General features: G+C 50.2%; 16 protein-coding genes. 10 read left to right on the top strand and 6 right to left on the bottom strand.

Annotation, left to right across the window (positions count from 1 at the left end):
* Positions 1–176: 176 nt before the first annotated feature.
* From M1L52_RS06775 to M1L52_RS06765, 3 genes are all read left to right on the top strand, one after another.
* Positions 177–4,823, top strand: coding sequence for a translocation/assembly module TamB domain-containing protein (locus M1L52_RS06775; RefSeq protein WP_248614174.1), 4,647 nt, complete (start codon positions 177–179; stop codon positions 4,821–4,823).
* A gap of 80 nt (positions 4,824–4,903) precedes the next feature.
* Positions 4,904–7,210: a BamA/TamA family outer membrane protein gene (locus M1L52_RS06770; RefSeq protein WP_248614173.1), complete on the top strand. Its 2,307-nt coding sequence runs from the start codon at positions 4,904–4,906 to the stop codon at positions 7,208–7,210.
* Positions 7,211–7,375: 165 nt separating this feature from the next.
* Positions 7,376–8,317: a nucleotidyltransferase gene (locus M1L52_RS06765; RefSeq protein WP_248614172.1), complete on the top strand. Its 942-nt coding sequence runs from the start codon at positions 7,376–7,378 to the stop codon at positions 8,315–8,317.
* A 446-nt stretch (positions 8,318–8,763) separates the two neighbouring features.
* Here the strand turns inward: M1L52_RS06765 and M1L52_RS06760 are convergent, their stop codons facing one another.
* Together M1L52_RS06760 and M1L52_RS06755 are read right to left on the bottom strand one after the other, a co-directional pair.
* On the bottom strand, positions 8,764–11,337 hold the full coding sequence (locus M1L52_RS06760; RefSeq protein WP_248614171.1) for a hypothetical protein: 2,574 nt from the start codon (positions 11,335–11,337) through the stop codon (positions 8,764–8,766).
* Positions 11,338–11,395: 58 nt separating this feature from the next.
* Positions 11,396–11,542, bottom strand: a complete 147-nt coding sequence (locus M1L52_RS06755; RefSeq protein WP_248614170.1) for a hypothetical protein — start codon at positions 11,540–11,542, stop codon at positions 11,396–11,398.
* 814 nt (positions 11,543–12,356) lie between these two features.
* Here M1L52_RS06755 and M1L52_RS06750 point away from each other — a divergent pair.
* The 3 genes from M1L52_RS06750 (at position 12,357) to glmM (ending at position 15,497) form a co-directional block, all read left to right on the top strand.
* Positions 12,357–13,397 carry a DHH family phosphoesterase gene (locus tag M1L52_RS06750; RefSeq protein ID WP_248614169.1) on the top strand — a complete coding sequence of 347 codons (1,041 nt, stop codon included), beginning with the start codon at positions 12,357–12,359 and terminating at the stop codon, positions 13,395–13,397.
* Between the two features lie 76 nt (positions 13,398–13,473).
* On the top strand, positions 13,474–14,094 hold the full coding sequence (locus tag M1L52_RS06745; protein WP_248614168.1) for a DUF4827 domain-containing protein: 621 nt from the start codon (positions 13,474–13,476) through the stop codon (positions 14,092–14,094).
* Positions 14,091–15,497: a phosphoglucosamine mutase gene (glmM, locus tag M1L52_RS06740; RefSeq protein ID WP_248614167.1), complete on the top strand. Its 1,407-nt coding sequence runs from the start codon at positions 14,091–14,093 to the stop codon at positions 15,495–15,497. The genes M1L52_RS06745 and glmM overlap by 4 nt, the downstream gene beginning before the upstream one ends.
* Before the next feature lie 59 nt (positions 15,498–15,556).
* Here glmM and M1L52_RS06735 read toward each other — a convergent pair whose 3' ends face one another.
* Positions 15,557–17,242 (bottom strand): GDSL-type esterase/lipase family protein, encoded by a 1,686-nt coding sequence (locus tag M1L52_RS06735; RefSeq protein ID WP_248614166.1) that lies wholly within the window; start codon positions 17,240–17,242, stop codon positions 15,557–15,559.
* Between the two features lie 255 nt (positions 17,243–17,497).
* On the opposite strand from M1L52_RS06735, the gene M1L52_RS06730 reads away from it, so the two are divergent.
* From M1L52_RS06730 to M1L52_RS06715, 4 genes are read left to right on the top strand one after another with little or no spacing between them, the layout of a single operon-like run.
* On the top strand, positions 17,498–18,370 hold the full coding sequence (locus tag M1L52_RS06730) for an electron transfer flavoprotein subunit beta/FixA family protein (protein ID WP_248614165.1): 873 nt from the start codon (positions 17,498–17,500) through the stop codon (positions 18,368–18,370).
* 6 nt (positions 18,371–18,376) lie between these two features.
* Positions 18,377–19,399 carry an electron transfer flavoprotein subunit alpha/FixB family protein gene (locus tag M1L52_RS06725; RefSeq protein ID WP_248614164.1) on the top strand — a complete coding sequence of 341 codons (1,023 nt, stop codon included), beginning with the start codon at positions 18,377–18,379 and terminating at the stop codon, positions 19,397–19,399.
* A complete protein-coding gene (locus M1L52_RS06720) occupies positions 19,400–19,567 on the top strand; it encodes a hypothetical protein (protein WP_248614163.1) in 168 nt (55 codons plus the stop codon). It abuts the gene before it with no gap.
* A gap of 4 nt (positions 19,568–19,571) precedes the next feature.
* Positions 19,572–21,299: an acyl-CoA dehydrogenase family protein gene (locus M1L52_RS06715; RefSeq protein WP_248614162.1), complete on the top strand. Its 1,728-nt coding sequence runs from the start codon at positions 19,572–19,574 to the stop codon at positions 21,297–21,299.
* Here M1L52_RS06715 and M1L52_RS06710 read toward each other — a convergent pair.
* Genes M1L52_RS06710 through M1L52_RS06700 form a run of 3 tightly spaced genes read right to left on the bottom strand, consistent with a single transcriptional unit; the run spans position 21,268 to position 23,853 of the window.
* Positions 21,268–21,765 carry a hypothetical protein gene (locus M1L52_RS06710; protein WP_248614161.1) on the bottom strand — a complete coding sequence of 166 codons (498 nt, stop codon included), beginning with the start codon at positions 21,763–21,765 and terminating at the stop codon, positions 21,268–21,270. The genes M1L52_RS06715 and M1L52_RS06710 overlap by 32 nt on opposite strands.
* Entirely contained in the window at positions 21,762–22,520 is a 759-nt protein-coding gene (locus M1L52_RS06705) for a WecB/TagA/CpsF family glycosyltransferase (RefSeq protein ID WP_248614160.1), read from the bottom strand. Before M1L52_RS06705 ends, M1L52_RS06710 begins: the two co-directional genes overlap by 4 nt.
* 13 nt (positions 22,521–22,533) lie before the next feature.
* The gene (locus tag M1L52_RS06700) at positions 22,534–23,853 is read right to left on the bottom strand and encodes an ATP-binding protein (protein ID WP_248614159.1); all 1,320 of its coding nucleotides are present in this window, start codon (positions 23,851–23,853) and stop codon (positions 22,534–22,536) included.
* Positions 23,854–23,873: the final 20 nt, after the last annotated feature.

The raw sequence follows: 23,873 nt of genomic DNA, 5'->3' as shown, positions 1-23,873 counted from the left end.
TTTTGTTTCATTTTGGGCTGCAAAAGTAACTATTTTATTTCAATCTCACAATATTTTTGCATAAAAACCAAGAATTTAACACAAAAGAGGACAATACAGAGATACAAAAAAAACAAGAATTCATTTCGCTATATCATTTTTTTTCTTTTACTTTGCACCACGATTCTAATTATATTATGAAAAAAGTGTTTCTCTGGATTGGTGGCATACTGCTTAGCCCCATCCTGATTTTCATCATATTATCCATCATACTCTATCTGCCACCAGTTCAAGACTGGGCAGTGGGCAAGGCGACAGCCATAGCATCGGAAGAAACAGGCATGGACGTAGGAATCGAGAAGATGAGACTGTCGTTTCCCCTTGACCTGAGCATCGAAGGCGTTACTGTTGTTAGGCAGCCCGACACCATTGCCGACATTCGCAACGTGATTGTCGATATAAGGCTTCTTCCATTGATAAAGAAGACTGTTGTCATCGATGAACTGGAAATCAACAATGCGAAAATCAATACAGCAGACTTCATTGCCGACCTTCAGGTGAAGGGCAGCGTTGGGCGCATGGCTGTTCACTCTAAAGGCATTGACCTCGATGAAGGAACAGTAGAGCTTAACGGTACTATGCTCGCCGACGCAGACCTTACAATAATTCTTGGTGACACGGCAGCAGTAGATACCACCACGTCGGAGCCTCTTCCCTGGCTGATAAATATTGACAGTGTGAGCATCATGCGCTCAAAGATTATGGTTCACATGCCTGGCGACTCCATGCGCATTGGCGTTGGCATGGGACATGCAACAGTAGGGAAAGGCGTCATCGACCTGCTGAACAATAGTTACAAGGTGGGCTACCTGCGATGGGATGAAGGAAGTGTAACCTACGACCTACCCTACGAGCCACTGGCGCCAAAGGGCATGGACTACAACCATCTGGCATTCTCGAATCTGCGTCTTGCCCTCGACTCCATCTATTTCTGTGCGCCAAACATGGCTGTGAAGATTAGTGACGCAGCGCTACAGGAGCAGTGTGGCTTAGTATTGAAGCATCTGTCGGGCGATGTCACCATGGACTCTGTGGGCATAAAACTGCCTAAGTTGAATATCGAGACACCATATTCTAATATACGCGCACGAGGAGCCTTCGACTTCTCTGTCATGGACTCCATTAATCCAGGACAGTTGCAGATGGGCCTCAACGCCTCACTCGGCAAACAGGACCTTATGCTCTTCATGGCCGATATGCCTGAACAGTTCTGCAAGCGATGGCCCGAATGGCCATTGGCAGTAAGAGGCGACATAGACGGTAACATGGAGAAGATGTTCGTGAGGGAGCTGGAGATGACGCTGCCCACGGCATTCAGCGTGAAGGCTCATGGCTCAGCAGCTAACATCACTGACACGGAGCGACTGATAGCACAGCTCGACATGGAGGCACAGACCTATGACCTCGGTTTCGCCATGACACTCGCCGACCCGTCGATAATGCGAGACTATCGCATACCATCAGGCATGCGCATGAACGGCATAGTGAAAGCCGACGGCCCACGCTACACAGCCAACCTCACAGCACGCGAAGGCAAGGGCATAGTAACGATGAAAGGATGGTTCGCTCAGAACACCATGAGCTATGATGCCGACATAAAGATAAAAGACCTGAACCTTCACCACTTCATGCCTAAACAGGAGCTCTATGAGGTGACAGCAAGCGCCAAGGCAAAAGGCTATGGTACAGACTTCTTCAAGAAGACAAGCTGGCTCGAAGCAGAGGCTGAACTGGATCATCTAAGATTTGGCGAGATGAACGTTGACAGTATGAAAGCCACGGCAACGTTACGCGACGGACATGCGCTGGCATCAGTACATGGCGACAACGAACTGCTTCGTGGTGACATAGCTGTCGATGCACTTATGGACACTAAGAACGTGCAGGCAACGCTTAGCACCGACCTCAGACGACTGGACCTCTATGCCATGAATATTATGGAAAGGCCACTACAGGTGGGTATGTGTGGACACATAGACTTCAACAGCAATCTTGACGACGTATATAAGGTTTCAGGACTGATAGGCGACATCTACCTGCGCGACTCACTTGAGCTGTATCGCCCTGACGACGTAGGGATAATGCTACGCACAGAGCCCGACACAACCCTATTCCGCATGCAGAGCGGCGACCTTGTGATAAAGGCCGATGCCAGCGGAGGCTATCAAGTGCTCATGGATCAGTTCATGGCTCTTGCCGACAGCATGACGGCACAGCTAAAGGAACGCACGCTGAAGCAGGATGTACTAAAGGCCATGCTCCCCACGGCACGACTCTACGTGAACAGTGGGCGCAACAACCCATTGTCCAACTTCCTGCGCTCATCGGCAGACACCTATTTCAAGGAGCTTGCCATAGACATGACCACATCGGCAGAGAAGGGACTTAACGGTGGCATGCACATCTATTCGCTGAATGCCGACTCTACCCGCATAGACACCATACGTCTGAACATGCGCGACTCTGACCACGGACTGACATATCAGGCACAGGTAACCAACAACAGACGCAACCCTCAGTTCGTGTTCAACGCGCTTATAGACGGATTCATCGACAAGAAAGGCTCCACGTTAGGACTACGTTTCTATGATGATCGAAACATGCTGGGACTCAGACTGGGAGCAAAAGCTACGATAGAAGACGACGGACTGAGAGTAAACCTGTTGCCAAAACGTCCTACGCTGGGCTATCGTGAGTTCAACCTCAACGACGACAACTACCTGTTCCTGCGTCAGGACCTGAAGCTACAGGCAAAGGTGAACCTCATAGCCGACGATGGTACGGGTCTGAAGATCTACTCTGAAGATCAGGACTCTACGCTGTTGCAAGACCTCACGGTGACTCTCTATAAGATGGACCTCGACAAGCTTACATCTTCAATACCTTACGTGCCTCATATCTCAGGCATCCTCGATGGCGACTACCACCTGATGATGGACAAGAACGAGAAAATATCTGTGGCAAGCGACATGCAGGTGGCAAAGATGGTCTATGAGGACTGTCCAATAGGCAACCTCAGCACAGAGTTCGTCTATATGCAGCGCGAGGACGGCACCCATGCCGTTCAAGGCACCATGATGCTCGATGATAACGAGATTATTGAGCTGAAAGGAAGCTACAAAAACGAAGGACCAGGATATATTGACGCAAATCTGGCATTCATTCGCACACCAATGGACATCGTCAACGGCTTTGTACCCGACCAGCTGATGGGTCTGGAAGGCTATGCTGAGGGCAATGTCTCGATAAAGGGAGCGCTTGACAAGCCACAGGTCGATGGTGAGGTGTATCTCGACCAGGCTTATCTGGTAAGTAAGCCCTATGGTGTACGCCTGCGCTTCGACGATGACCCTGTACGAGTGATAAACTCGAAACTGCTGCTCGAGAACTTCACCATGTATGCCCATAACAACAACCCTCTGAACATCATGGGCGAGATTGACTTCCACGACACAAACCGCATAACAGTAGATATGCGCATGAGGGCAACGAACTTCCAGCTGATAAACTCGAAACAGACGAAGGAGTCAATAGCCTACGGAAAGGCGTTCGTGAACTTCTATGCTATGATGAGTGGCCGACTGGAGCAGCTTCGCATGCGTGGCAAACTCGACGTGCTCGGAACAACCGATGTTACCTATCTGCTGCTCGACTCTCCTCTGTCAACAGACAACCTTCTTGACGAACTGGTAAAGTTCACCGACTTCAGCGACTCTACGGCAACAGTGGTACAGAAGCCCACCCCTGACGGTCTTAAGGTTGATATGAGCATCAGTATAGACCCTGGTGTGCACGTGCTCTGCGGACTGAACGTTGACAAGACTAACTATGTGGACCTGCTCGGCGGCGGCGACCTGAACATGAAATATACCAACGATGGTATCAACATGACAGGACGCTATACCATAAGCAGCGGATCAATGAAATACTCGCTGCCAGTGATACCACTGAAGACCTTCACCATTCAGGACGGAAGCTATGTGGAGTTCACTGGCGACATGATGAACCCACGACTGAACCTCACGGCAACGGAACGCACAAAGGCCCCCGTAGGACGCGAGGGCGAGCAGAGCCGCAACGTAACGTTCGACTGCGGCGTGGTTATAACGAAGACGCTGAACGACATGGGACTGGAGTTCATCATCGACGCTCCAGAAGACATGAGCGTATCATCAGAGCTTAACGCCATGGCCAAGGAGCAACGAGGCAAGCTGGCTGTAACTATGCTGACAACAGGCATGTATCTCGCCGATGGTAACACCAATGCCTTCTCCATGAACACAGCTCTAAGCTCGTTCCTGCAGAGCGAGATAAACAACATCACTGGCAATGCGCTGAAGACAATGGACCTCAGCGTAGGTCTCGACAACTCTACCGATGCCACAGGACAGACACATACCGACTATTCGTTCAAGTTCGCCAAGCGTTTCTGGAACAACCGAATGAAGGTACAGATAGGCGGCAAGGTATCGTCAGGCAACGAGGTGGAAGGACAAGGACAATCGTTCTTCGACAACGTGGCGATGGAATACCGCATAACGCCCACGTCGAACCAGTACGTAAAGCTGTTCTACAACCAGAACGTGTATGACTGGCTGGAGGGCTACACAGGCGAGTATGGCGGTGGCTACATATGGAAACGCAAGCTCAACGAGTTCAAGGAGATATTCCACATCTGGGGTAACGACAACTCGACAGCCATACCTGCTGTGAGATCAACAAACAAGGTTGATTCTATCAGAACAAACAAGACCGACTCTATCAGAACGAACAATAAGAAATGACGAAATTCTTCACATATAGCAATCAGACTAAACGCTGGAAGCGATTAGTAAGAACGCTCCAAGTGATCTTACTAATCGCCATGACAGGAGTAATTGTCTCGTCGTGCTCCACGACAAGCAAGATTCCTGACGATGACCAGCTCTTCATAGGACTGAAAGAGATACAATATAAAGGCTATGACAAGAACACATACAAAGACCACTTCATTGCCACACAGACTGAGATAGAGGCGGCACTGGCAACAGCGCCCAACGGAGCACTCTTCGGCTCGCCATACTATCGCACGCCGTTCCCCTATGGACTATGGATATGGAACTGGGCCGACGGCTCAAGCGGAAAGTTCAAGAAATGGCTTAACAGCTCGTTTGGCAAGGCGCCTGTTCTTATGAGCAAGGTGAACCCTCGTCTGCGTGCCTCAGTGGCAAAGTCGGTGCTGCGCAATAATGGATATGTGCACGGCAACGTGACATTCGAAGAGATAACACAACGCAACCCTAAGAAGGTTAAGATAGCCTATACCGTACATCCCGACTCGCTGTTCCTCATTGACAGCATGGCTTACGTGAACTTCCCAGAGGAGATGCAGGAACTCATTGACTCAACGATGAGAGATGCCGAGATAAAAAAGGGCGACCCCTTTGCCGTGTCATCGCTCGATGCTGAGCGCTCACGCCTGTCGATGCTCTTCCGCAACAACGGCTACTACTATTACTCGTCGGGCTATGCGTCATATCTTGCTGACACGTTCGACGTGCCTAATCGTGCTAAGCTGCGCCTGCAACTGGCTGACTCGCTGCCAGAGGATGTGCTGAAGAAGTGGTACATCGGACAGATAAGGATGAAGATGCGTCGTTCATCGCGCGAAGAGCCTACCGACAGCATCGGCCAGCGATTCCTGAAGATATTCTATACGGGCAAGCGCTCTCCTATACGTCCGCGAGTCATCCTTCGCGATATAAAGTTGCGCCCTCGACAGGCGTTCAGCTACGACAGCTACTTAGAGTCGATACAGAACATCAACGGTGCCGGACTGTTCAGCTCTACTGACTTCCAGTTCACGCCACGCGCTGGTACCGACACGCTCGACCTCGACCTCACTTGTACGTTTGACAAGCCATGGGACTTCTATATAGAAGGGAACATGAAGAACCGCACCATCGGACGAGTGGGCCCAGAACTCAAGGTGGGCTTCACACGTCGTAACGCCTTCCGAGGCGGCGAGAAGATCGACCTTAACCTGCACGGCTCGTATGAATGGCAGACCGGAGGCGGAGGCAGCGACAAAAATTACTACTCCTACGGTGCCGATGCCTCAGTGGAGTTTCCACGTATCATCGCGCCATCGTTCATCATCAACAATGCCCTGAAGCAGAAGAAGGACGGACGTATAAAACTGCCACGCCGCTTCTACTCTACCCCATGGACCGTGGCAAAGCTGTCTGCCGACATCATCCAGCGCCCGGGCTATTACAAGATGCACATTGTTTCAGGCGAATGGAGCTACAAGTGGCAGACATCAGAACAGGAGAAGCATCAGTTCTCGCCTCTTACAGCGAAATACCAGTACAAGAACAGGCAGACGGAGAAGTTCATAAACATACTTAAGCAACACCCCTATCTGCAGGTGACCATGAGCGACTACTTCATTCCGAAGATGCGCTACACCTACACCTATTCGAGCCGTAAGAATAGTACTCACCCATATACATGGGAGACAACGTTAGAAGAGTCGGGTAACTTCGTGTCACTTCTGTTCATGGCGCGCGGCGACAGCTGGAACCAGAAGAACAAACGGATGTTCAACACGCCCTACTCACAGTTTCTGAAGATAGAGACCGACTATACGAAGACATGGCCTCTCGACTCAAAATCAAAGCTTGTGGGACATATCAACATCGGCTACATTCATTCCTACGGCAACGCCACCGACTACCCATTTACAGAGGGCTTCTACGTGGGCGGTGCCAACAGTGTACGCGCATTCTCAGCACGTACCATAGGTCCGGGTCAGTTCCATGGCGACATGGACCGCCAGAACGCGTTCCTCTATCAGCACGGTAACTCGAAGCTGGTACTTAACCTCGAATACCGTCGCCGCCTCTTCGGAGAGCTCCACGGTGCCATCTTCCTTGATGCAGGTAACGTGTGGGCAAAGAACAGAGACGAAAACTACGGAGAGACAAGCTTCAAGCTATCAGAACACGTAAAACAGCTTGCCACAGGCACAGGTTTGGGTCTTCGCTACGATTTGGAGTTCCTCATCCTGCGTGTGGACTGGGGCTTCGGACTGCACGTGCCTTACAAGACGAGTAAGTCGGGCTATTTCAACATAGAACGATTCAAGGACATGCACACGCTACACCTCGCAATAGGATATCCGTTCTAAATTGAGAGGTGAGAGGTGAGAAGTGAGAGGTGAGAGGTAAGAGATGAGTTATTCTGTTAATTTTTGTAGAGCGGAAGCAAATTCTTTACTCTTCACTTTTCACTATTCACTTTTTTTACTACTTTTGCAGACATTAGTATATTAACCCTTAAATTATATGCAACAATGAAACCAACGCTATTCTTACTCGCTGCCGGCATGGGCAGCCGCTATGGTGGTCTGAAACAGCTCGATGGTCTGGGACCAAACGGCGAAACAATCATGGACTACAGCATCTATGACGCAATTCAGGCTGGATTCGGAAAGATCGTATGGGTAATCCGTAAGGATTTCGAAGAGCAGTTCCGCACACAGATTCTCTCAAAATATCAGGGACAGGTTCCTTGCGAGCTCTGCTTCCAGGCACTCGACGCACTGCCAGAGGGCTTCAAGGTTCCCGAAGGTCGCGTAAAGCCTTGGGGTACAAACCACGCAGTACTCATGGGTAAGGATGTCATCAAGGAGCCATTCTGCGTCATCAACTGCGACGACTTCTATGGTCGCGACGCTTTCATGCAGATCGGCAAGTATCTGAGCAACCTGCCCGAAGGTGCAAAGAACCAGTATGCCATGGTGGGCTTCCGCGTAAGCAACACCCTGTCAGAGAACGGTACAGTGGCTCGTGGCGTATGCGCTTACAATGAGAAGCGTCATCTCACCGACGTAGTAGAACGCACAGAGATCGTTCGCTGCGCTGAGGACGGCTCAAAGGCAGGTGAGGCAGACCAGCCCATCCGCTACAAGGACGAGAACGGCAAATGGCAGGCTCTGGGCGAGAACGTTCCCGTGTCAATGAACATGTGGGGCTTCACACCCGACTACTTCGAGCACTCTGAGGCTTACTTCCGCGAGTTCCTCAGCGACCCGAAGAACATGGAGAACCTGAAGGCTGAGTTCTTCATTCCCCTGATGGTCAACAAGCTCATCACCGAAGGCACCGCAACCTGCGAAGTCCTCGACACCACCTCAAAGTGGTTCGGCGTAACCTATGCTGCCGACCGCCAGGCCACCGTAGAGCGCATCCAGAAGCTCGTCGACGAGGGTGTCTATCCCAACAAGCTGTTCTAAGCCGACTATTCTTTTAATAACCAAGCCCGAAAACTCATCCAACAAAAGTTTTCGGGCTTTTTCTTTGTTTTATCAGAAATCTTTTTTTACTCGCAGACCACGCATGACAAGGGTAACGGGACTACACTAAATATATGTTTACTCGCAATACAGTAAGACAAGACAGGAATTTACTCGCAATACAGTAAGAAAAAAAACATCTGCTCCATCTGCTCCCTTGCTGACTAACAGGCGTTTACGGGGAGCAGATAAGGGAGCAGACGGAGCAGATGTCATTGATGATTCTTGAACAAAGATCCAGGCTTTGGGGCTGAAATTTTTAAAAAAAGGCCAGGCTTCAGGGCTGCAAATTTTAAAAAAAGGGGCCAGGCTTTGGGGCTGCAAAAAAGTCCTGCGCTCCCCTCTTGGGGGAATGCAGGACTTGATCGGTAGTGAATACTTGTTTTTTACTTCACGATGACCTTGGTGGCCTTTCCGTTGCGAACGATGATGTTCAGTCCGCGCTGCATCTTGCTGACCTTTGCGCCTGTGAGGGTGAAGATGCCCTCCATCTCAGCCTTGGCGTTCCTGACGCTGTCGATGCCGGTAGTGATAGGACCTCCCCAGTCGGAGTTGTCGCCCTTGGCGACGAGCTTCAGGGTCCAGCCGCCAACAGAGTACCAGTTGCCCGTAAATGCCTTCTCGTTCAGTTCGGCAACGCCGGTCTTTGTTCCGATGGTCAGCACGTGGTTGGTCACTACAGCTGTCATGATCTGATGTTTCCAGCCGCGTCCTTCACCATTGTTGGCGTTGTAGACAGCTGTATAGAAAGCGTACTGAGGATCGGTCTCTTCCAATCCGCCTTCAATGACGGTTTTAGCGTTTTCCCACAGCGCACCGTATTTGTTGGAAGCAATGACCTGCGTCTCGCCGTCCATGTAGTAGTCGAGAGGAATCTCTACGAATGCCGTGTCGGCCTCGGCCACAGATGTGAAGATATAGGCCCCTTCAGCCGGAGTGCGGGTATAGACGCCCACCTCGTAGGTTCCGTTGGGCAGGTCGGTCACTTCCTGCCATCCCATGAAGCCCACCAGACCGATGTGGTCAATCACCTCTTGTGTCTCAGGATCCTTCAGGTCCTCAGAGTTGTAAGAGTCGATGTAACGTGTGTTGCTGTCGTCGAACCACTCTCCGCTGGTTGTGTTCCTGTCGCCGTTGCCGAGAACGAAGTGCCATCCGCTCTCCTCTTCGAGGTTGGGGTTCAGTATGAAGGTAGTGAAGTCGGTGGCGTTCTCGTCGTCAATGATGTTCTGCTTTTTCACTTTCAGCATGAGTGAGTCCAGGGCAGCCACGTATTCCTTGACGACAGCCTCGGTCTGCATCTCGGTCACGAGCACATCTTTCTGCTCGTCCATCAATGCCTGCAAGGCAGCCTTTCCGGTGGGAAGAGCTTCGCTGGCCACAGTGTTGGCAGTGTTGTAGGCCGGTATGTAGGTGTACAAATAGTTGAAGGTGTGCTTCACGATGCTGTCGATCTTGGTGTAGGTGGCAGCGTCGCTTCCAATCCAGTTGATTGAGAAGTCGTAGGCGAACTCTGCAATTTCCTCGGCAGCCCCGTAGCCATCACCGCCGTTCTTGGCCAGTGTCTCTGCGATGGTGGGCAAAGTCTTGCCTTCCTGCATGTACTCCTTGTACTTGGCCTCACTCTCCTGAGCCGTCTGGATGGCAGCTTTGAGGGCAACCATTGCAGGAATGTAGTCGGTCGTAGCACTATACTTGGCGATAGTGTCGTTCAGCGCCTTCTTGTCGGCGGCAAAGTGCATCTTGCCAGCCAGCTCGTTGGCGGTAGCCACCTTTGCGTCGTAGGCAGCCTTCAAGGCATCGGGGCCAGCCTCGCCCAGATAGTTCAGTTTGAAGTTAGTGGCGAGGAACCAGCCAGCTGAGCCCGAACCAGTACCTGTACCCTCGGCACCGATGGTGAGGACTCCGTCCACCACGAGCACCTTCTGGTCGGCAGTCATGCTCAGGGTCTCCCACTCATATCCGTCCCATCCTTCCTTGGTCAGGCTTGACGAGATATTCTTCTCGATTGTGCTCTCGGCATAGACGTGCTGATCGGTCAGGCATTCTGTCTGCGTGATCAGGTCGGCACTCACGGTGTAGTATCCGTTGGGCAGTCCTTCGATGGTCTGGCCTACGGCAATTGTTCCGCTGATGTTGCTGCCCCATGCGTTCCAGCAGCTGCGGTTGCGCTGCCAGTTCAGTCGCTGGTCGCCGCCGGTGTAGGTGCCCGTCACCTTCCAGCCCTCGCTGGTCAGGTCGTTGTTTGTTTTGCCTTCTTCATAGGTCTCTGCGTTCGGGAAGATGTACTCACCGTCCACGTTCTCGGGTTGTGCGGTCTCCTTGATGAACCAGGGGCTCTTCACTAATAAGGTGTAGTCGGCAGGATTGTCAACAGTAGCCACCTGAGTGAAGTAGTAGGCGCGGATGGCAGCATTGCCTTCCTCAACAGCGCCCAGGATCCATGCAGCAAAGTCTTCGCCTTCACCGGTGTACGGGCCTTCCTTGTAGTAGAGAAGCTTCACAAATACGGTCTGGAAGTCGGCCTTGCCAGAATAGTCGGTGGTCTGCATGATCTTGTCCATCTTAGCCATCATGGCATCCACGTTCGCTGACTCGGCAATGGCAGCCCTGAACTTTTCAATGACGGCATTGGCTGCGTCGACGGCTACGGAGAAAGCATCGAGATCCTCTGTGTCAATGCCTTCCAATTCGAAGCTGTAGTCACCAATCTGACCAGCCAAACCATCGTATCCTAATGCGGTGGCCTGTCCTGCCAGGTCGTTGCAATCATTAATCATGGCTTGAAGGATTTCTGTTGGATTGGCCTCGTCAATCTTGTAGAGCTTGATGCCGTCGAGGGCTACGATAGGCTGGCCACCGGAACCGGCATTCTTGATGAGGTGCGTCTTGTCCTCAACCTGTGCGAACGATGACATAGCCATCATGGCACCCATTGCGAAAAGTAAAAATTGTCTCATTTGAAAAAATATTAATTAGTAAAAAAAATCGCCTTCTTTTTTTTCATGTCTTTCTCGTTTAGTTCTTGGCACCCAGTATTTCGCCGTTTGTCTGCTTTTCGTATTTCTTCTGGAGACTGCGCAGTTGCTCGGCAGTCACTCCTCGATGCATCAGTTGCTTGACAATATCATGACTACTGGTCTCGGAAGCACGTTTTCTTTGCACTGTACCCCATTTTTGACAGCAAAGTTAAGCAAGTTTCACAACATTTCCAAGTATTTCGCCATTTATATACCAAAAATCACCACAAAATAACGATAAATGACAAGGCTATTTGCCCATTAATTAGCGTTCGAATACTGGCCCGTGCGCAATCAGTATCAAATGAGACCGTCGTTCATATTGATGCCGCCAAGGAGGATGCCCAGCCCCATGCCGACATCCCATGAGATGAGGGCAGCACGTCGATGGCCACCGTAGAGCGCATCAAGAAGCTCGTTGACGACGGCGTTTATCCCAATAAGCTGTTCTAAGCATCTGCGTCAGCAAAAAAGCTGACAAAGAACGCTATCAAATAGCAATGCCCGAAAGCTCATTAAATTGAAGTTTTCGGGCATCTTTTTTGTAAAAACTGCGGAAGCCATAGTGAGATATTGAACTTCTCTTATAGAGGCATGATATTGTTAAGACAAAACTGCAACATAGCATAAACAGAATGTCGATGTAGTTCTGACTACACTATTTTACAAAGTCGTCGACTTTGATGACCAAACTCGTCGACTTTGGTCGCCAAACTCGACGAGTTTGGTTTTCAGCTTAGTAAGAATTGGATTGCAGAACTGCCAGCAACAGATTACAAAACAAGCAGAAATACATTTTATAACGGACAGCAATATAAATCCAATCGCATTTACTCAGAATTAAAACTTTACGACAACAAGTTTTCGGGCGTTTATTTTGACAGCTGAAAAAAAACTGCTAACTTTGCACGCTTCAAAAAAGAGGATTATTCATAGCGTAAGATCACTACATTTTATTTATGCAGAAAGAGATTATAACAGAGGAGCAGTTAGAACAGCTGAAGACACTGATAAAAGAAAGCGAGACAATAATTTGTGTTTGTCACCAAAACCCTGATGGCGATGCCCTGGGCTCAACACTCGGATGGGCTGATGTGCTAAAAACAAGCTTCGGCAAAGAGCCACAGGTGATAGTGCCCGACCAGTATCCAGACTATCTGCACTGGCTGCCTAACAGCGACAAGATCATACGCTACGACAAGCACAAAGAGGGATGCGACTGGACATTCCAGCATGCAGACCTTATCTTCTGCCTCGACTTCAACACCACATCGCGCGTGGACGCCATGCAACAGGCTCTCGACAATTCGCCTGCAAAAAAGGTGCTCATAGACCACCACCTGAACCCCGATGTACCTGCTGAAATCACTATTTCGCACCCAAAGGCAAGCTCAGCAAGCGAGCTGGTGTTCCGACTGACATGGCAGTTGGATGTCTTCGAGGAGCAGACAAAGTTTTTCGCAACACATATATACTGCGGTATGATGACCGACACAGGAGCCTTCACCTACAATAGCGACTCGTGCGACATATACTTCATCATCAGCCAGCTGCTTACGAAGAACATCAATAAAGACAAGATATACCGTAACGTGTATCACAACTTCTCAGAAGACCGTTTGCGACTGATGGGATATGTATTATATCAGAAGCTGGTGGTTGACAACACAAGACATGCCTCATATTTCACGCTGAGCCGCGACGACCTGAAGCGTTTTAACTTCGTGAAAGGCGATGCCGAAGGACTGGTGAACATGCCACTACAGATAAAAGGCCACAAGCTTAGCATATCGCTACGCGAGGATACAGAAAAAGAGAATGTCGTATGGGTGAGCCTACGCTCTGTTGATCAGTTCCCATGCAACGAGATGGCGGCACAGTTCTTTAACGGTGGAGGACACCTTAACGCGTCGGGCGGACGACTGAACTGCTCTATCGAGGAAGCTGTAAAAGTGGCAGAGAAAGCCATCCTTGCCTTCGAAAATATGCTAAAAGGTTGAAAATGAATAAAATTACTTTGTAGCGTCAGCCTTTTTTCGTAATTTTGCCCCGATTTTTGACAACAAAGCATTTAGAATGAAAAAAATACTGTTTTTTCTCATGGCCGTTACAGGAGTGATGATGTTTTTCTCCTGCAACAACTATGAGACCTATGCTGACCAGAAAGAGAAGGAGCGTAATGCCATCAACAACTTCATTAACGCCCGTGGTATAAAGGTGATTAGCGAGGAGACATTCCATGCACAGAACGACGTGACAAACGACAATGAGTATGTCTATATGAACAACTCTGGCGTCTATATGCAGATAGCAAGACGTGGTGCTGACAAGCCACTGCAGGACGGTGAGACCTGCGAGCTGTTCATTCGCTTTGCAGAATATAACGTGTTTGACACCACGACAGTGGTATCTAACAGAGCAACAGCCTACGACCCCGATATCATGAACGTCACCCGTACCGGCACCACCTATACGGCATCGTTCACCTATGGCACCATGCTCAGCACATACGGTGCCTCTGTTCCTTCGGGTTGGCTCGTACCCCTGAAATACATCAACGTAGGTTCTCCCACAGAGACGGAGATGATATCCTACGTGAAACTCATAGTGCCCCACACACAGGGACACACCGTAGCATCGGGAAATGTAAATCCATATTATTACGAAATTAGTTTCCAAAAAGCACCAGGATTATGACTTTAATAAAATCTATTTCTGGCATCCGCGGTACTATCGGCGGACGCACGGGCGACACGCTCAACCCATTAGACATTGTTAAGTTCACAACAGCATACGCTAAGTTCATTGGCGGCAAGAAGATCGTTGTAGGACGCGACGGACGTATCTCTGGCCCCATGGTTCGCGACGTAGTCTGCGGCACACTTGTCGGCATGGGCTATGAGATTATAGACATTGGTCTTGCCACCACTCCTACTACAGAGCTTGCAGTACGCTGGCATGAGGCCGATGGCGGCATCATCATCACAGCATCGCACAACCCCACACAGTGGAACGCGCTGAAGCTGCTGAACCGCGAGGGAGAGTTCCTCACAGCTGCCGATGGTGCAGAAGTGCTCGCCATTGCAGAGAAAGAGGACTTCGAGTATGCACCAGTAGAGAAACTGGGACATGTAGTTAAGGACGACACCATGAACGAGCGCCACGTACAGTCGGTCCTCGACCTGCGCTTAGTTGATGTTGAAGCAATACGCAAGCGTAAGTTCCGCGTATGCGCCGACACCATCAACAGCGTTGGCGGAATCATCCTCCCTGAGCTGTTCAAAGCCCTTGGCGTTGACTTCGAGATTCTGAACAGCGAGTGCACAGGTCAGTTCGCACACAACCCAGAGCCTCTGGAGAAGAACCTTCAGGGCATCATGGATAAGATGCGCCAGGGCGGTTTCGACCTTGGCATCGTGGTTGACCCCGACGTGGACCGTCTGGCATTCATATGCGAGAACGGCAAGATGTTTGGTGAGGAATATACACTGGTTTCCGTAGCGGATTATGTGCTAGGGGCTAGTAAAACTAGTATTACTAGTCAGACTAGTGCTACTAGTTTGAATACAGTCTCGAACCTTTCTTCAACACGCGCACTGCGTGACGTTACACAGAAACATGGCGGCACCTATAGCGCTGCTGCCGTAGGCGAGGTAAACGTAACGACAAAGATGAAGGAGGTAGGCGCTGTAATAGGCGGCGAAGGCAATGGCGGTGTCATCTATCCTGAGAGCCACTACGGTCGCGACGCTCTTGTAGGCATAGGCCTGTTCCTCTCATCACTGGCACAGAAGGGAATGACAGCCACACAGCTACGCGCTACATTCCCCGACTATCAGATTGCGAAGAACCGCATAGACCTCACACCTGAGACCGATGTCGATGCAATCCTCGTGAAGGTGAAGGAGATGTTTGCAAAGGATCCTGAGGCAACTGTAAACGACATAGACGGTGTGAAGATTGACTTCCCAACGAAGTGGGTACACCTGCGCAAGTCGAACACCGAGCCAATCATCCGTGTCTATAGTGAGGCACAGACTATGGAAGAAGCTGACGAGATAGGCAAGAAACTGATGCAGGTTGTGTATGACATGCAATAAGCAAATAGCATAAAAAATGAGTGTAGCGCTGCGAGCGCTACACTCATTTTTTATGCTATTTACTTTTTAAGATACTTTGCCAATTCTGATTTGTTTGCTCGGAGCCCTTTTGCAAACGACTGCGCATTCATCTGTGCACCAATCTTTGAAGTATGGGTGTGGTCTTTCTTGAAATACTTGCCAGCCTTCTGCTTCAGCTGTTCCATCTTTGCCTTAGCTTTCTCTTTGTCGGCAGGAAGGCTCTTCACAGCAAATTTCTTGTCAAGGAAGTCAGCTGAGATGTTATGAAGGTCAACGAACTCTACGCCGGTCTGTTCAACCACCTCACGATACCACTTGCCATATGAGCCATCGCGACGTTCTATCTTTCCGCCAGGCCACTCATTACGCGGAGTAAGACTGACAAGAATAGGAGTGGCACCCTTCTCACGACAGTCGTCAATCATCTTACGAAGATACCAGCCAAAGGAATAGACAAGCTCATAGGTATCGTTAGCCAGATGATATACATGACAGGTATCAGAGCTACCCTTGATGACACCGCGAGCTTTCTGGTCATCCATAGGACAGATATCATTATGACCGAACTCTATAGTTACATAGTCGCCTGGCTGTAGAGAATTATACACCTTGTCCCACAGTCCTTCACGGATAAAGCTGCGTGTAGAACGACCCGCACGCGCTGCATTCACCAGCGTGACTTTCGACTCATCGAAGACAGTAAACGCCTGCGATGCCCATCCCCACATGCCATCATCGTCTTTATCAACATTCTTAACCGTTGAGTCACCAGTGAAGAACACCACCGGCTTACCACCCTCACGATTGACAACGAAACAGTCGGGCACAACATTCTTCATCATTGCCTGAAGAGGCTTCAGAACAGGATTGCTGCTTTCCCACAGCCCCTCAGCCGCTGAACGTGCGTTCATCTCAGCACCATACTTTGACGTATGGATCTTGTCGCCATAGAAGTGGTACTTCTTCTTCCACATGCTATATGAGTCGAGCTTCTGTCCGCTGCGCTCGTTGAGATCAACAAAGGGCACGCCCTCAATGGCAGCAACATAGGCAGCCCACTCCGTCTGAGGCTTACGGATAGTAAGTCCCTTGTTGTCATAGGCATCGCGAGGCGTGAGCGACATCAGGATGGGATTTGCACCCTTCGCGCGAATCTCACTGATATACTTCCGCAGGTAGGTACCATAGCTATAGACGGTATCCTGTCGCTGTGTGCGCTGGTTGAAGCCCACATAACACGTATCAGGGTCAACACCGGGAATAACCGCACGCGCTCTCTTGGCATCGAAGAACTCTCCATTGTCATTATGGCCTATTGATACAATCACCCAATCACCAGGCTTCAATGCCTCACGAACAGCTGGCCACAGGTCGGTATAGAAAGTGCGTGTTGACATGCCTCCAAGAGCCTGATTCTCTACGGTAATCTTTGACTCATCAAAATATTTGTTGGCATAATAGCCCCAGCCCCATTGTCCATTAGAGCCATTACCCTTAGTACCGTTACGCATGGTGCTGTTACCAACGAGGAAAAGCACGGGGTTCTGTCCCTTACGGCTTGTTCCCGGCTTAGGACGTGACATCAATGCCTTTGCGATGGAATCGGGGGTATTGTCAACAACTTTGTTAACATCCTCTATAGGATCAGGAAGATTATCAAAGTTCTGGGCACTTGCAGAGAGTGCAAGCAGCGCCATGGTAATTGTTGAAAGTAGATGTTTCATTTAGTTGGTTTGTTATTTTTTGTAGAGTTATTAGTTCTGTGCTGGGATAATAGCAGTAACAATGGTGCAAAGTTAAGAATAGTTTTCGTGATATGCAAAAAAGTGCTGTTTAATGTTGCACAAACAGCTTAAAATGTGCACGCAAAAAGCGCAAATGTGCAGTTTTTACACTTTTTACTTTGCCAAATGATAGAAAAGAAGTAACTTTGCACCCGCAAAAAAAAGAAATATCTTATTTACACATTATTATATAATATGGCTTTAAAAATTGTTGTTCTGGCCAAGCAGGTGCCAGACACCCGAAATGTGGGTAAGGATGCCATGACAGCCGAAGGCACAGTTAACCGTGCTGCCCTACCCGCAATCTTCAACCCCGAAGACTTAAATGCCCTGGAGCAGGCCCTTCGCCTGAAGGAGCAGAACCCAGGCTCAACAGTAGGAATCCTCACGATGGGTCCTCCACGTGCAGGTGAGATTATCCGTCAGGGACTTTATCGTGGCGCTGATACAGGTTGGTTGCTTACCGACCGTCTCTTCGCTGGTGCTGATACCCTCGCTACTTCTTATGCTCTGGCTACTGCCATCAAGAAGATTGGCGATGTTGACATCGTGATTGGTGGTCGTCAGGCTATCGACGGTGATACCGCTCAGGTAGGTCCTCAGGTGGCTCAGAAACTGGGCCTCAATCAGGTTACTTACGCCGAGGAGGTACTCAGCGTTAAGGATGGTAAGGCTACCATCAAGCGTGTGATCGACGGTGGTGTTGAGACTGTGGAGGCTCCTCTGCCAGTTGTAATCACCGTGAACGGAAGCGCTGCTCCTTGTCGCCCCCAGAATGCTAAGCTGGTGATGAAGTACAAGCGCGCTACCTGTCCTATGGAGCGTCCTGCCGAGGGTACTGCCTACGACTATCTGTACGATGAGCGCCCCGAGCTCACACTCAACCAGTGGAGCGTGGCCGACGTGGATGGCGATGTAAACCAGTGCGGTCTGAGTGGCTCACCTACCAAGGTTAAGGCCATCAAGAACATCGTGTTCCAAGCTAAGGAGTCGAAGACTTTGACGGCTTCTGATGCTGATATCGAGGGAATGATCAAAGAATTGTTGGAAGAGAAAATCATTGGATAACGAGATATGAATAATGTTTTTGTTTATGTAGAAATCGAAGGAACAACTGTTCAAGAAGTTTCTCAGGAGTTGCTGACCAAGGGTCGCAAGCTCGCCAATGAACTGAACGTAGAGCTGCACGCCGTTGTTGCCGGTACCGGTATTTCTGGTAAGGTTGAGGATCAGATTCTGCCTTACGGTGTTGACAAGCTGTTTGTTTTCGACGCTAAGGACCTGTTCCCTTACACCTCAGCTCCCCACACTGATATTCTGGTTAACCTCTTCAAGGAGGAGCAGCCACAGATCTGCCTGATGGGTGCTACCGTGATTGGTCGCGACCTCGGTCCACGTGTATCGTCATCACTCACCTCTGGTCTGACTGCAGACTGCACAGAGCTGGAGATTGGTCCTTATGACGACAATAAAGCTGGTAAGCATTATGACAATCTGCTTTATCAGATTCGTCCTGCCTTCGGTGGTAACATCGTAGCTACCATCGTGAACCCCGACCACCGTCCACAGATGGCTACTGTACGCTCTGGCGTAATGCAGAAGGCCCTGTACAATGGCGAGTGCCGCAAGGAGGTTGTTTACCCCGAGGTAAGCAAGTATGTAAGTCCCGAGGCCTTCGTAGTAAAGGTGCTCGATCACCACGTAGAGGCTGCCAAGCACAACCTGAAGGGTGCGCCTATCGTTGTAGCCGGTGGTTACGGTATGGGGAGCAAGGAGAACTTCGACCTGCTGTTCGACCTGGCAAAGGTGCTTCATGGTGAGGTTGGTGGTAGCCGTGCTGCTGTTGACGCTGGCTGGTTGGATCACGACCGTCAGATTGGTCAGACAGGTGTTACCGTTCATCCAAAGGTATATATCGCCTGTGGTATCTCCGGACAGATTCAGCACATCGCTGGTATGCAGGACTCGGGCATCATCATCTCGATCAACAGCGATCCCGATGCGCCCATCAACAAGATTGCTGACTACGTGATTGTTGGTACTGTAGAAGAGGTAGTTCCTAAGCTCATTAAGTACTATAAGCAGAACTCGAAATAAATGAAGGCTAAGATTAAATTATTCCTTGATGCAATTGCTGCGATATTAAATGTTGGCGTGGCATGTTTTCCCGACAATTCTATTTTCTTGAGAATCATGGGTGCCAGCCTTGCCTTTCTGTTTTCTTGGAATATTTATGACGACTATAAAGAATTAAAGAAAGAATAATATTATGGCTAATTATTATAGCGATCATCCTGAGATCGGGTTCTACTTGAACCACCCCCTGATGGCTCGTATCGTTGAGCTGAAAGAAAAGGGTTTCGCTGATGCGAAAGAATATGACTACGCCCCCGTTGACCTGGGCGATGCCATCGAGAACTACAAGCAGATCCTCGACATCACTGGCGACGTGGCTGCCAATATCATCGAGCCAAACTCTGAGAGCGTCGACCTCGAAGGTCCACACCTCGAGAATGGTCGTATGATCTACGCCTCTAAGACTTACGAGAACCTCGACGCCACCCGTAAGGCTGGTCTGTGGGGTGTATCAATGCCTCGCCGTTACGGCGGTCTGAACCTGCCTAACGCAGTATTCTCCATGCTCTCTGAGATGATCTCGGCTGCTGATGCCGGATTCCAGAATATTTGGAGCTTGCAGAGCTGTATCGATACCCTGTATGAGTTCGGTTCTGAGGAGCAGCGCCAGAAGTATATCCCCCGCGTTTGCGCTGGTGAGGGTATGTCGATGGACCTCACGGAGCCCGATGCCGGTTCTGACCTGCAGCGTGTGATGCTGAAGGCCACCTTCGACGAGAAGGAGAACTGCTGGCGCCTGAATGGTGTTAAGCGCTTCATCACCAACGGTGATAGCGACATCCACCTGGTGCTGGCTCGTTCTGAGGAGGGCACCAAGGACGGACGTGGTCTGTCAATGTTCATCTACGACAAGCGCCAGGGCGGTGTTGACGTACGTCACATCGAGCACAAGCTGGGTATCCACGGCTCACCTACCTGTGAGCTCACCTATAAGAACGCTAAGGCCGAGCTCTGCGGTAGCACACGTCTGGGTCTTATCAAGTACGTGATGGCTCTGATGAACGGTGCCCGTCTGGGTATCGCCGCACAGAGTGTAGGTGTCGAACAGGAGGCTTACAACGAGGGTCTGGCTTACGCTAAGGAGCGTCAGCAGTTCGGTGACAAGATCATCAACTTCCCCGCCGTGTACGACATGCTAAGTCGTATGAAGGCTAAGCTCGATGCCGGCCGTACGCTGCTCTACGAGACAGCCTGCTACGTCGACGTCTACAAGTGCCTCGAGGACATTGCCCGCGACCGTGCCCTCACCGCCGAGGAGAAGCAGGAGCTCAAGAAGTACCAGCGCCTGGCCGACGCCTTCACACCGCTGGCCAAGGGTATGAACTCCGAGTACGCCAACCAGAACGCTTACGATGCTATCAGCATCCACGGTGGTTCAGGTTTCATCATGGAGTACAAGAGCCAGCGCCTGTTCCGCGACGCACGTATCTTCTCTATCTACGAGGGTACCACTCAGTTGCAGGTTGTAGCTGCTATCCGCTACATCACCAACGGCACTATGCTCAACAACATCAAGGATATGCTGGCTGCACTGCCTGCTGAGGCTAACGCTGCTCTCAAGGCCCGTGTTGAGAAACTCATCCCCGTTTACGAGGAGGCTCTCGCCGCTGTTAAGGCTCTCGACAATCAGGATGCTCACGACTTCCTGGCTCGCCGTCTCTACGACATGACAGCCGAGCTCGTGATGTGTCTGCTCATCCTCCGCGATGCTGCTAAGGCACCTGAGATGTTCGCAAAGAGCGCTAACGTATATGTTCGCATGGCCGAGGAGGATATCCTTGGTAAGGCCGCTTACATCAAGGCCTTCCAGGTAGAGGACCTCGAGAACTTCAAGGCAAACGACGAGGAAACTGCTGAATAAGCAATACCAATACCAAAGAAACGAGCACCCAAATGTGGATGCTCGTTTTTTTATATGCTAATGTAGTTGCCGCCAGAAGAAATGCCACCAACGGAATATTGGTTCCCAAAGGCACTCGGAGGGAAATATTTTCAGCAGTCTCCAGTCTCGCTTCAATCGCAGCATGTTCTTTCTCCATCATGGCAGCTACCTTGACGCATGCTGTGTCAACCCTTCTGTTGAGCATGGCAATCTTATCGCTCAACATCATGGCAGCCATGTTTATCTTTCGCGGTGGGCGTTGCTCTTCCTGCATCATACGTATGCCACGTTCAACCACGCCTTGTACGGCCTGTTTCTTGGCTATCCTCATCATCTGTTGCCATTCTTGTTCGCCGTCAACATCCGGCATAGGCCACTGACCCTCTTTGGTCTTCAGTCCCATACCACAACGCAACAGAATGACAAAATTCCTAATTGAGGTCATCGGTCACCATTAAATTTTTCTCTCATTATATTCCACAGAAACAGCGGGTTGCCTATCAAATAGCGTCGCCACATGCGTCTTGGCTCAATCAGCAGGCGGTAAAGCCATTCTAACGCATGCTTTTGCCACCACATCGGGGCACGTTTAGCAGTACCAGCATAGAAGTCAAACACGGCCCCAATGGTGCCGCAGTGACAGTGAATGTTGAGCTCATTCCAATGCTGGTAGGTCCATTTCTCCTGTTTCGGTGCCGTCATGCCAATCCACAACAGGTCGGGGTTGGCATCGTTGATGGCCCTTATCATCGTCTGATTGTCCTCGTCCGAAAACTCTGGCTTGTAAGGCGGAGAATAGGTCACCACCTCAAGATTCGGGTAATCAACGGCAGCACACTCCCGGATCTGTGTCAGCACCCTCTCGCTTGACCCGAGGAACATCACTCGTTTTTTTCCGTTATGGTTATCGTTAATGTTAAGGTTAACGTTAATTCTCCCCATTTCAAAGGCGAACAGGTCCCATCCAGCAATACGTTCCTTTGGCTGCGACTTCGCTTTCAGCCATCGGCAAGCTTTGATGATGCTTGCTCCATCGGGAATCAGATAATCTCCGTTACACAACGCCTCAGCAAACGCATCATCTCTTTGCGCTGTGTTATAGGAATGGGCATTAATGGTGTTAATCAGCACTTTCCCTTCAGGGATAAGCGCCAACTGCTCTTTAGATTCTACGATGTCCAATTCTTGAAGTCTCAGCATCCTTATAGAAATGTTACATATCCTCCATACTCAGTCCCTTGTGGTGGATGTCGTACTTCTTCCACTCGTGCGTGGCCTGCAGCATCACCTCAGCCCGCTGTTTCAGCACACCCATGCTGATTTCATCCGCCTGACGCTTAATCTCGTAGAACGTCACGCTATCCGAAAGCCCGTCTTCGGCTATCATGTCTATCTCGTTCTCGCCCTTGCGGTCCCACCAACGGCCAATACGTGTAAACTCACCCGACTCCATGACCACACGATGGAAATACCGCTCCAGCATCAGTCCGCTGAATGTGCTGTAGTCGCGCCCGATGATCTCCTGCAGCTTGGCATAGTTCTCAATCTCGATAATATAGCTGTATTTGAAGATAAACCGGAACCAGAAACTATAGAACACGTCGTCTAGCTCGTAGCGCACGTTCTTGTTGGCGCTCTTCTCAAACAGGGGCTGCCGCTTGCTAATCAACTCATAATCCTCGGCCAGGTTGGTCAGATATCCCCCCACCTCCTTGCCTATCACATCCTCTATCTCGCTACGAGTGTTCTTGCCCCTGGCAATGCACGACAGGATGGAGAAATAGATACCATAATCCTTGCCAAACTCCTCTATCAGATTATTCTTGCCCTCGTTCAGGAATGTCGAGTTGGGGCTCACGATGTGCCTTATCATGGCATCCTTGTCCAACGCACCACCATCCACCAACTGTCCCACGTATTTAGCCACACCACCCGTAAATGTGAACATGGCCAGCAGATCCTCCTTTGTGTATCCGGGCTTCGCATCTGCCATAATCTGCTTCAGCACCGAAGGCTTGAAAGGCTTCACCCTCAGTTCTGCTGTTTGTCGTCCATATAGAGGTTCCTTCTTCTGCTTGAAAATCTTTTGCATCAGCGAGTAGATGCTGCCGCACACCACCAGGTTCATCTTCGATGTCTTCTCATACTCGTCCCAGATGTCCTGCATCTCGCTGTAAAAGGCCTTGTTCACTCTGAAGAAATCCTGAAACTCGTCTATCACCAGCGTAAAGCTCCGGGTTTGCGACAGTTGCATCAGGTAGCGGAATATCTCGCTGAAGTGCCTGCTACTGCCCAGTGTAGGAATGCCCAACTTCTCGCTGACCTCCTCCAGATACACCTCGCAGAGGTCCGATTCCGCCTTTCTGGCCACAAAGAAATACACGAAAGGCTCATCCTTGTAAGCCTCCTTAATCAGTGTTGTCTTGCCGATACGCCTCCTACCGGTTACCACCGTAAAGCGGGCCACCCGTTCAGCCGTGTCCCGAGTCTCTCTCAGGAAGGCGATTTCCTGTTCTCTGCCGTAGAATCTCATTGTATAAACTTTTGAATTAT

The organism is Prevotella sp. E13-27 (genome assembly GCF_023217965.1).
In the GTDB taxonomy this organism is placed as follows: domain Bacteria; phylum Bacteroidota; class Bacteroidia; order Bacteroidales; family Bacteroidaceae; genus Prevotella.
The sequence above is the reverse complement of the archived record's forward strand: the minus strand, read 5'-3'. Positions and strand labels throughout refer to the sequence as shown.

What these genes read in the sequence shown, in the direction of transcription:
- M1L52_RS06710 (WP_248614161.1), bottom strand. Translation starts at nt 21,765, where the DNA reads ATGACCTCAATTAGGAATTTTGTCATTCTGTTGCGTTGTGGTATGGGA.
- M1L52_RS06770 (WP_248614173.1), top strand. Translation starts at nt 4,904, where the DNA reads ATGACAGGAGTAATTGTCTCGTCGTGCTCCACGACAAGCAAGATTCCT.
- M1L52_RS06745 (WP_248614168.1), top strand. Translation starts at nt 13,474, where the DNA reads ATGAAAAAAATACTGTTTTTTCTCATGGCCGTTACAGGAGTGATGATG.
- M1L52_RS06735 (WP_248614166.1), bottom strand. Translation starts at nt 17,242, where the DNA reads ATGAAACATCTACTTTCAACAATTACCATGGCGCTGCTTGCACTCTCT.
- M1L52_RS06730 (WP_248614165.1), top strand. Translation starts at nt 17,498, where the DNA reads ATGGCTTTAAAAATTGTTGTTCTGGCCAAGCAGGTGCCAGACACCCGA.
- M1L52_RS06705 (WP_248614160.1), bottom strand. Translation starts at nt 22,520, where the DNA reads ATGCTGAGACTTCAAGAATTGGACATCGTAGAATCTAAAGAGCAGTTG.
- M1L52_RS06715 (WP_248614162.1), top strand. Translation starts at nt 19,572, where the DNA reads ATGGCTAATTATTATAGCGATCATCCTGAGATCGGGTTCTACTTGAAC.
- M1L52_RS06720 (WP_248614163.1), top strand. Translation starts at nt 19,400, where the DNA reads ATGAAGGCTAAGATTAAATTATTCCTTGATGCAATTGCTGCGATATTA.
- M1L52_RS06750 (WP_248614169.1), top strand. Translation starts at nt 12,357, where the DNA reads ATGCAGAAAGAGATTATAACAGAGGAGCAGTTAGAACAGCTGAAGACA.
- M1L52_RS06765 (WP_248614172.1), top strand. Translation starts at nt 7,376, where the DNA reads ATGAAACCAACGCTATTCTTACTCGCTGCCGGCATGGGCAGCCGCTAT.
- M1L52_RS06725 (WP_248614164.1), top strand. Translation starts at nt 18,377, where the DNA reads ATGAATAATGTTTTTGTTTATGTAGAAATCGAAGGAACAACTGTTCAA.
- M1L52_RS06775 (WP_248614174.1), top strand. Translation starts at nt 177, where the DNA reads ATGAAAAAAGTGTTTCTCTGGATTGGTGGCATACTGCTTAGCCCCATC.
- M1L52_RS06700 (WP_248614159.1), bottom strand. Translation starts at nt 23,853, where the DNA reads ATGAGATTCTACGGCAGAGAACAGGAAATCGCCTTCCTGAGAGAGACT.
- M1L52_RS06760 (WP_248614171.1), bottom strand. Translation starts at nt 11,337, where the DNA reads ATGAGACAATTTTTACTTTTCGCAATGGGTGCCATGATGGCTATGTCA.
- glmM (WP_248614167.1), top strand. Translation starts at nt 14,091, where the DNA reads ATGACTTTAATAAAATCTATTTCTGGCATCCGCGGTACTATCGGCGGA.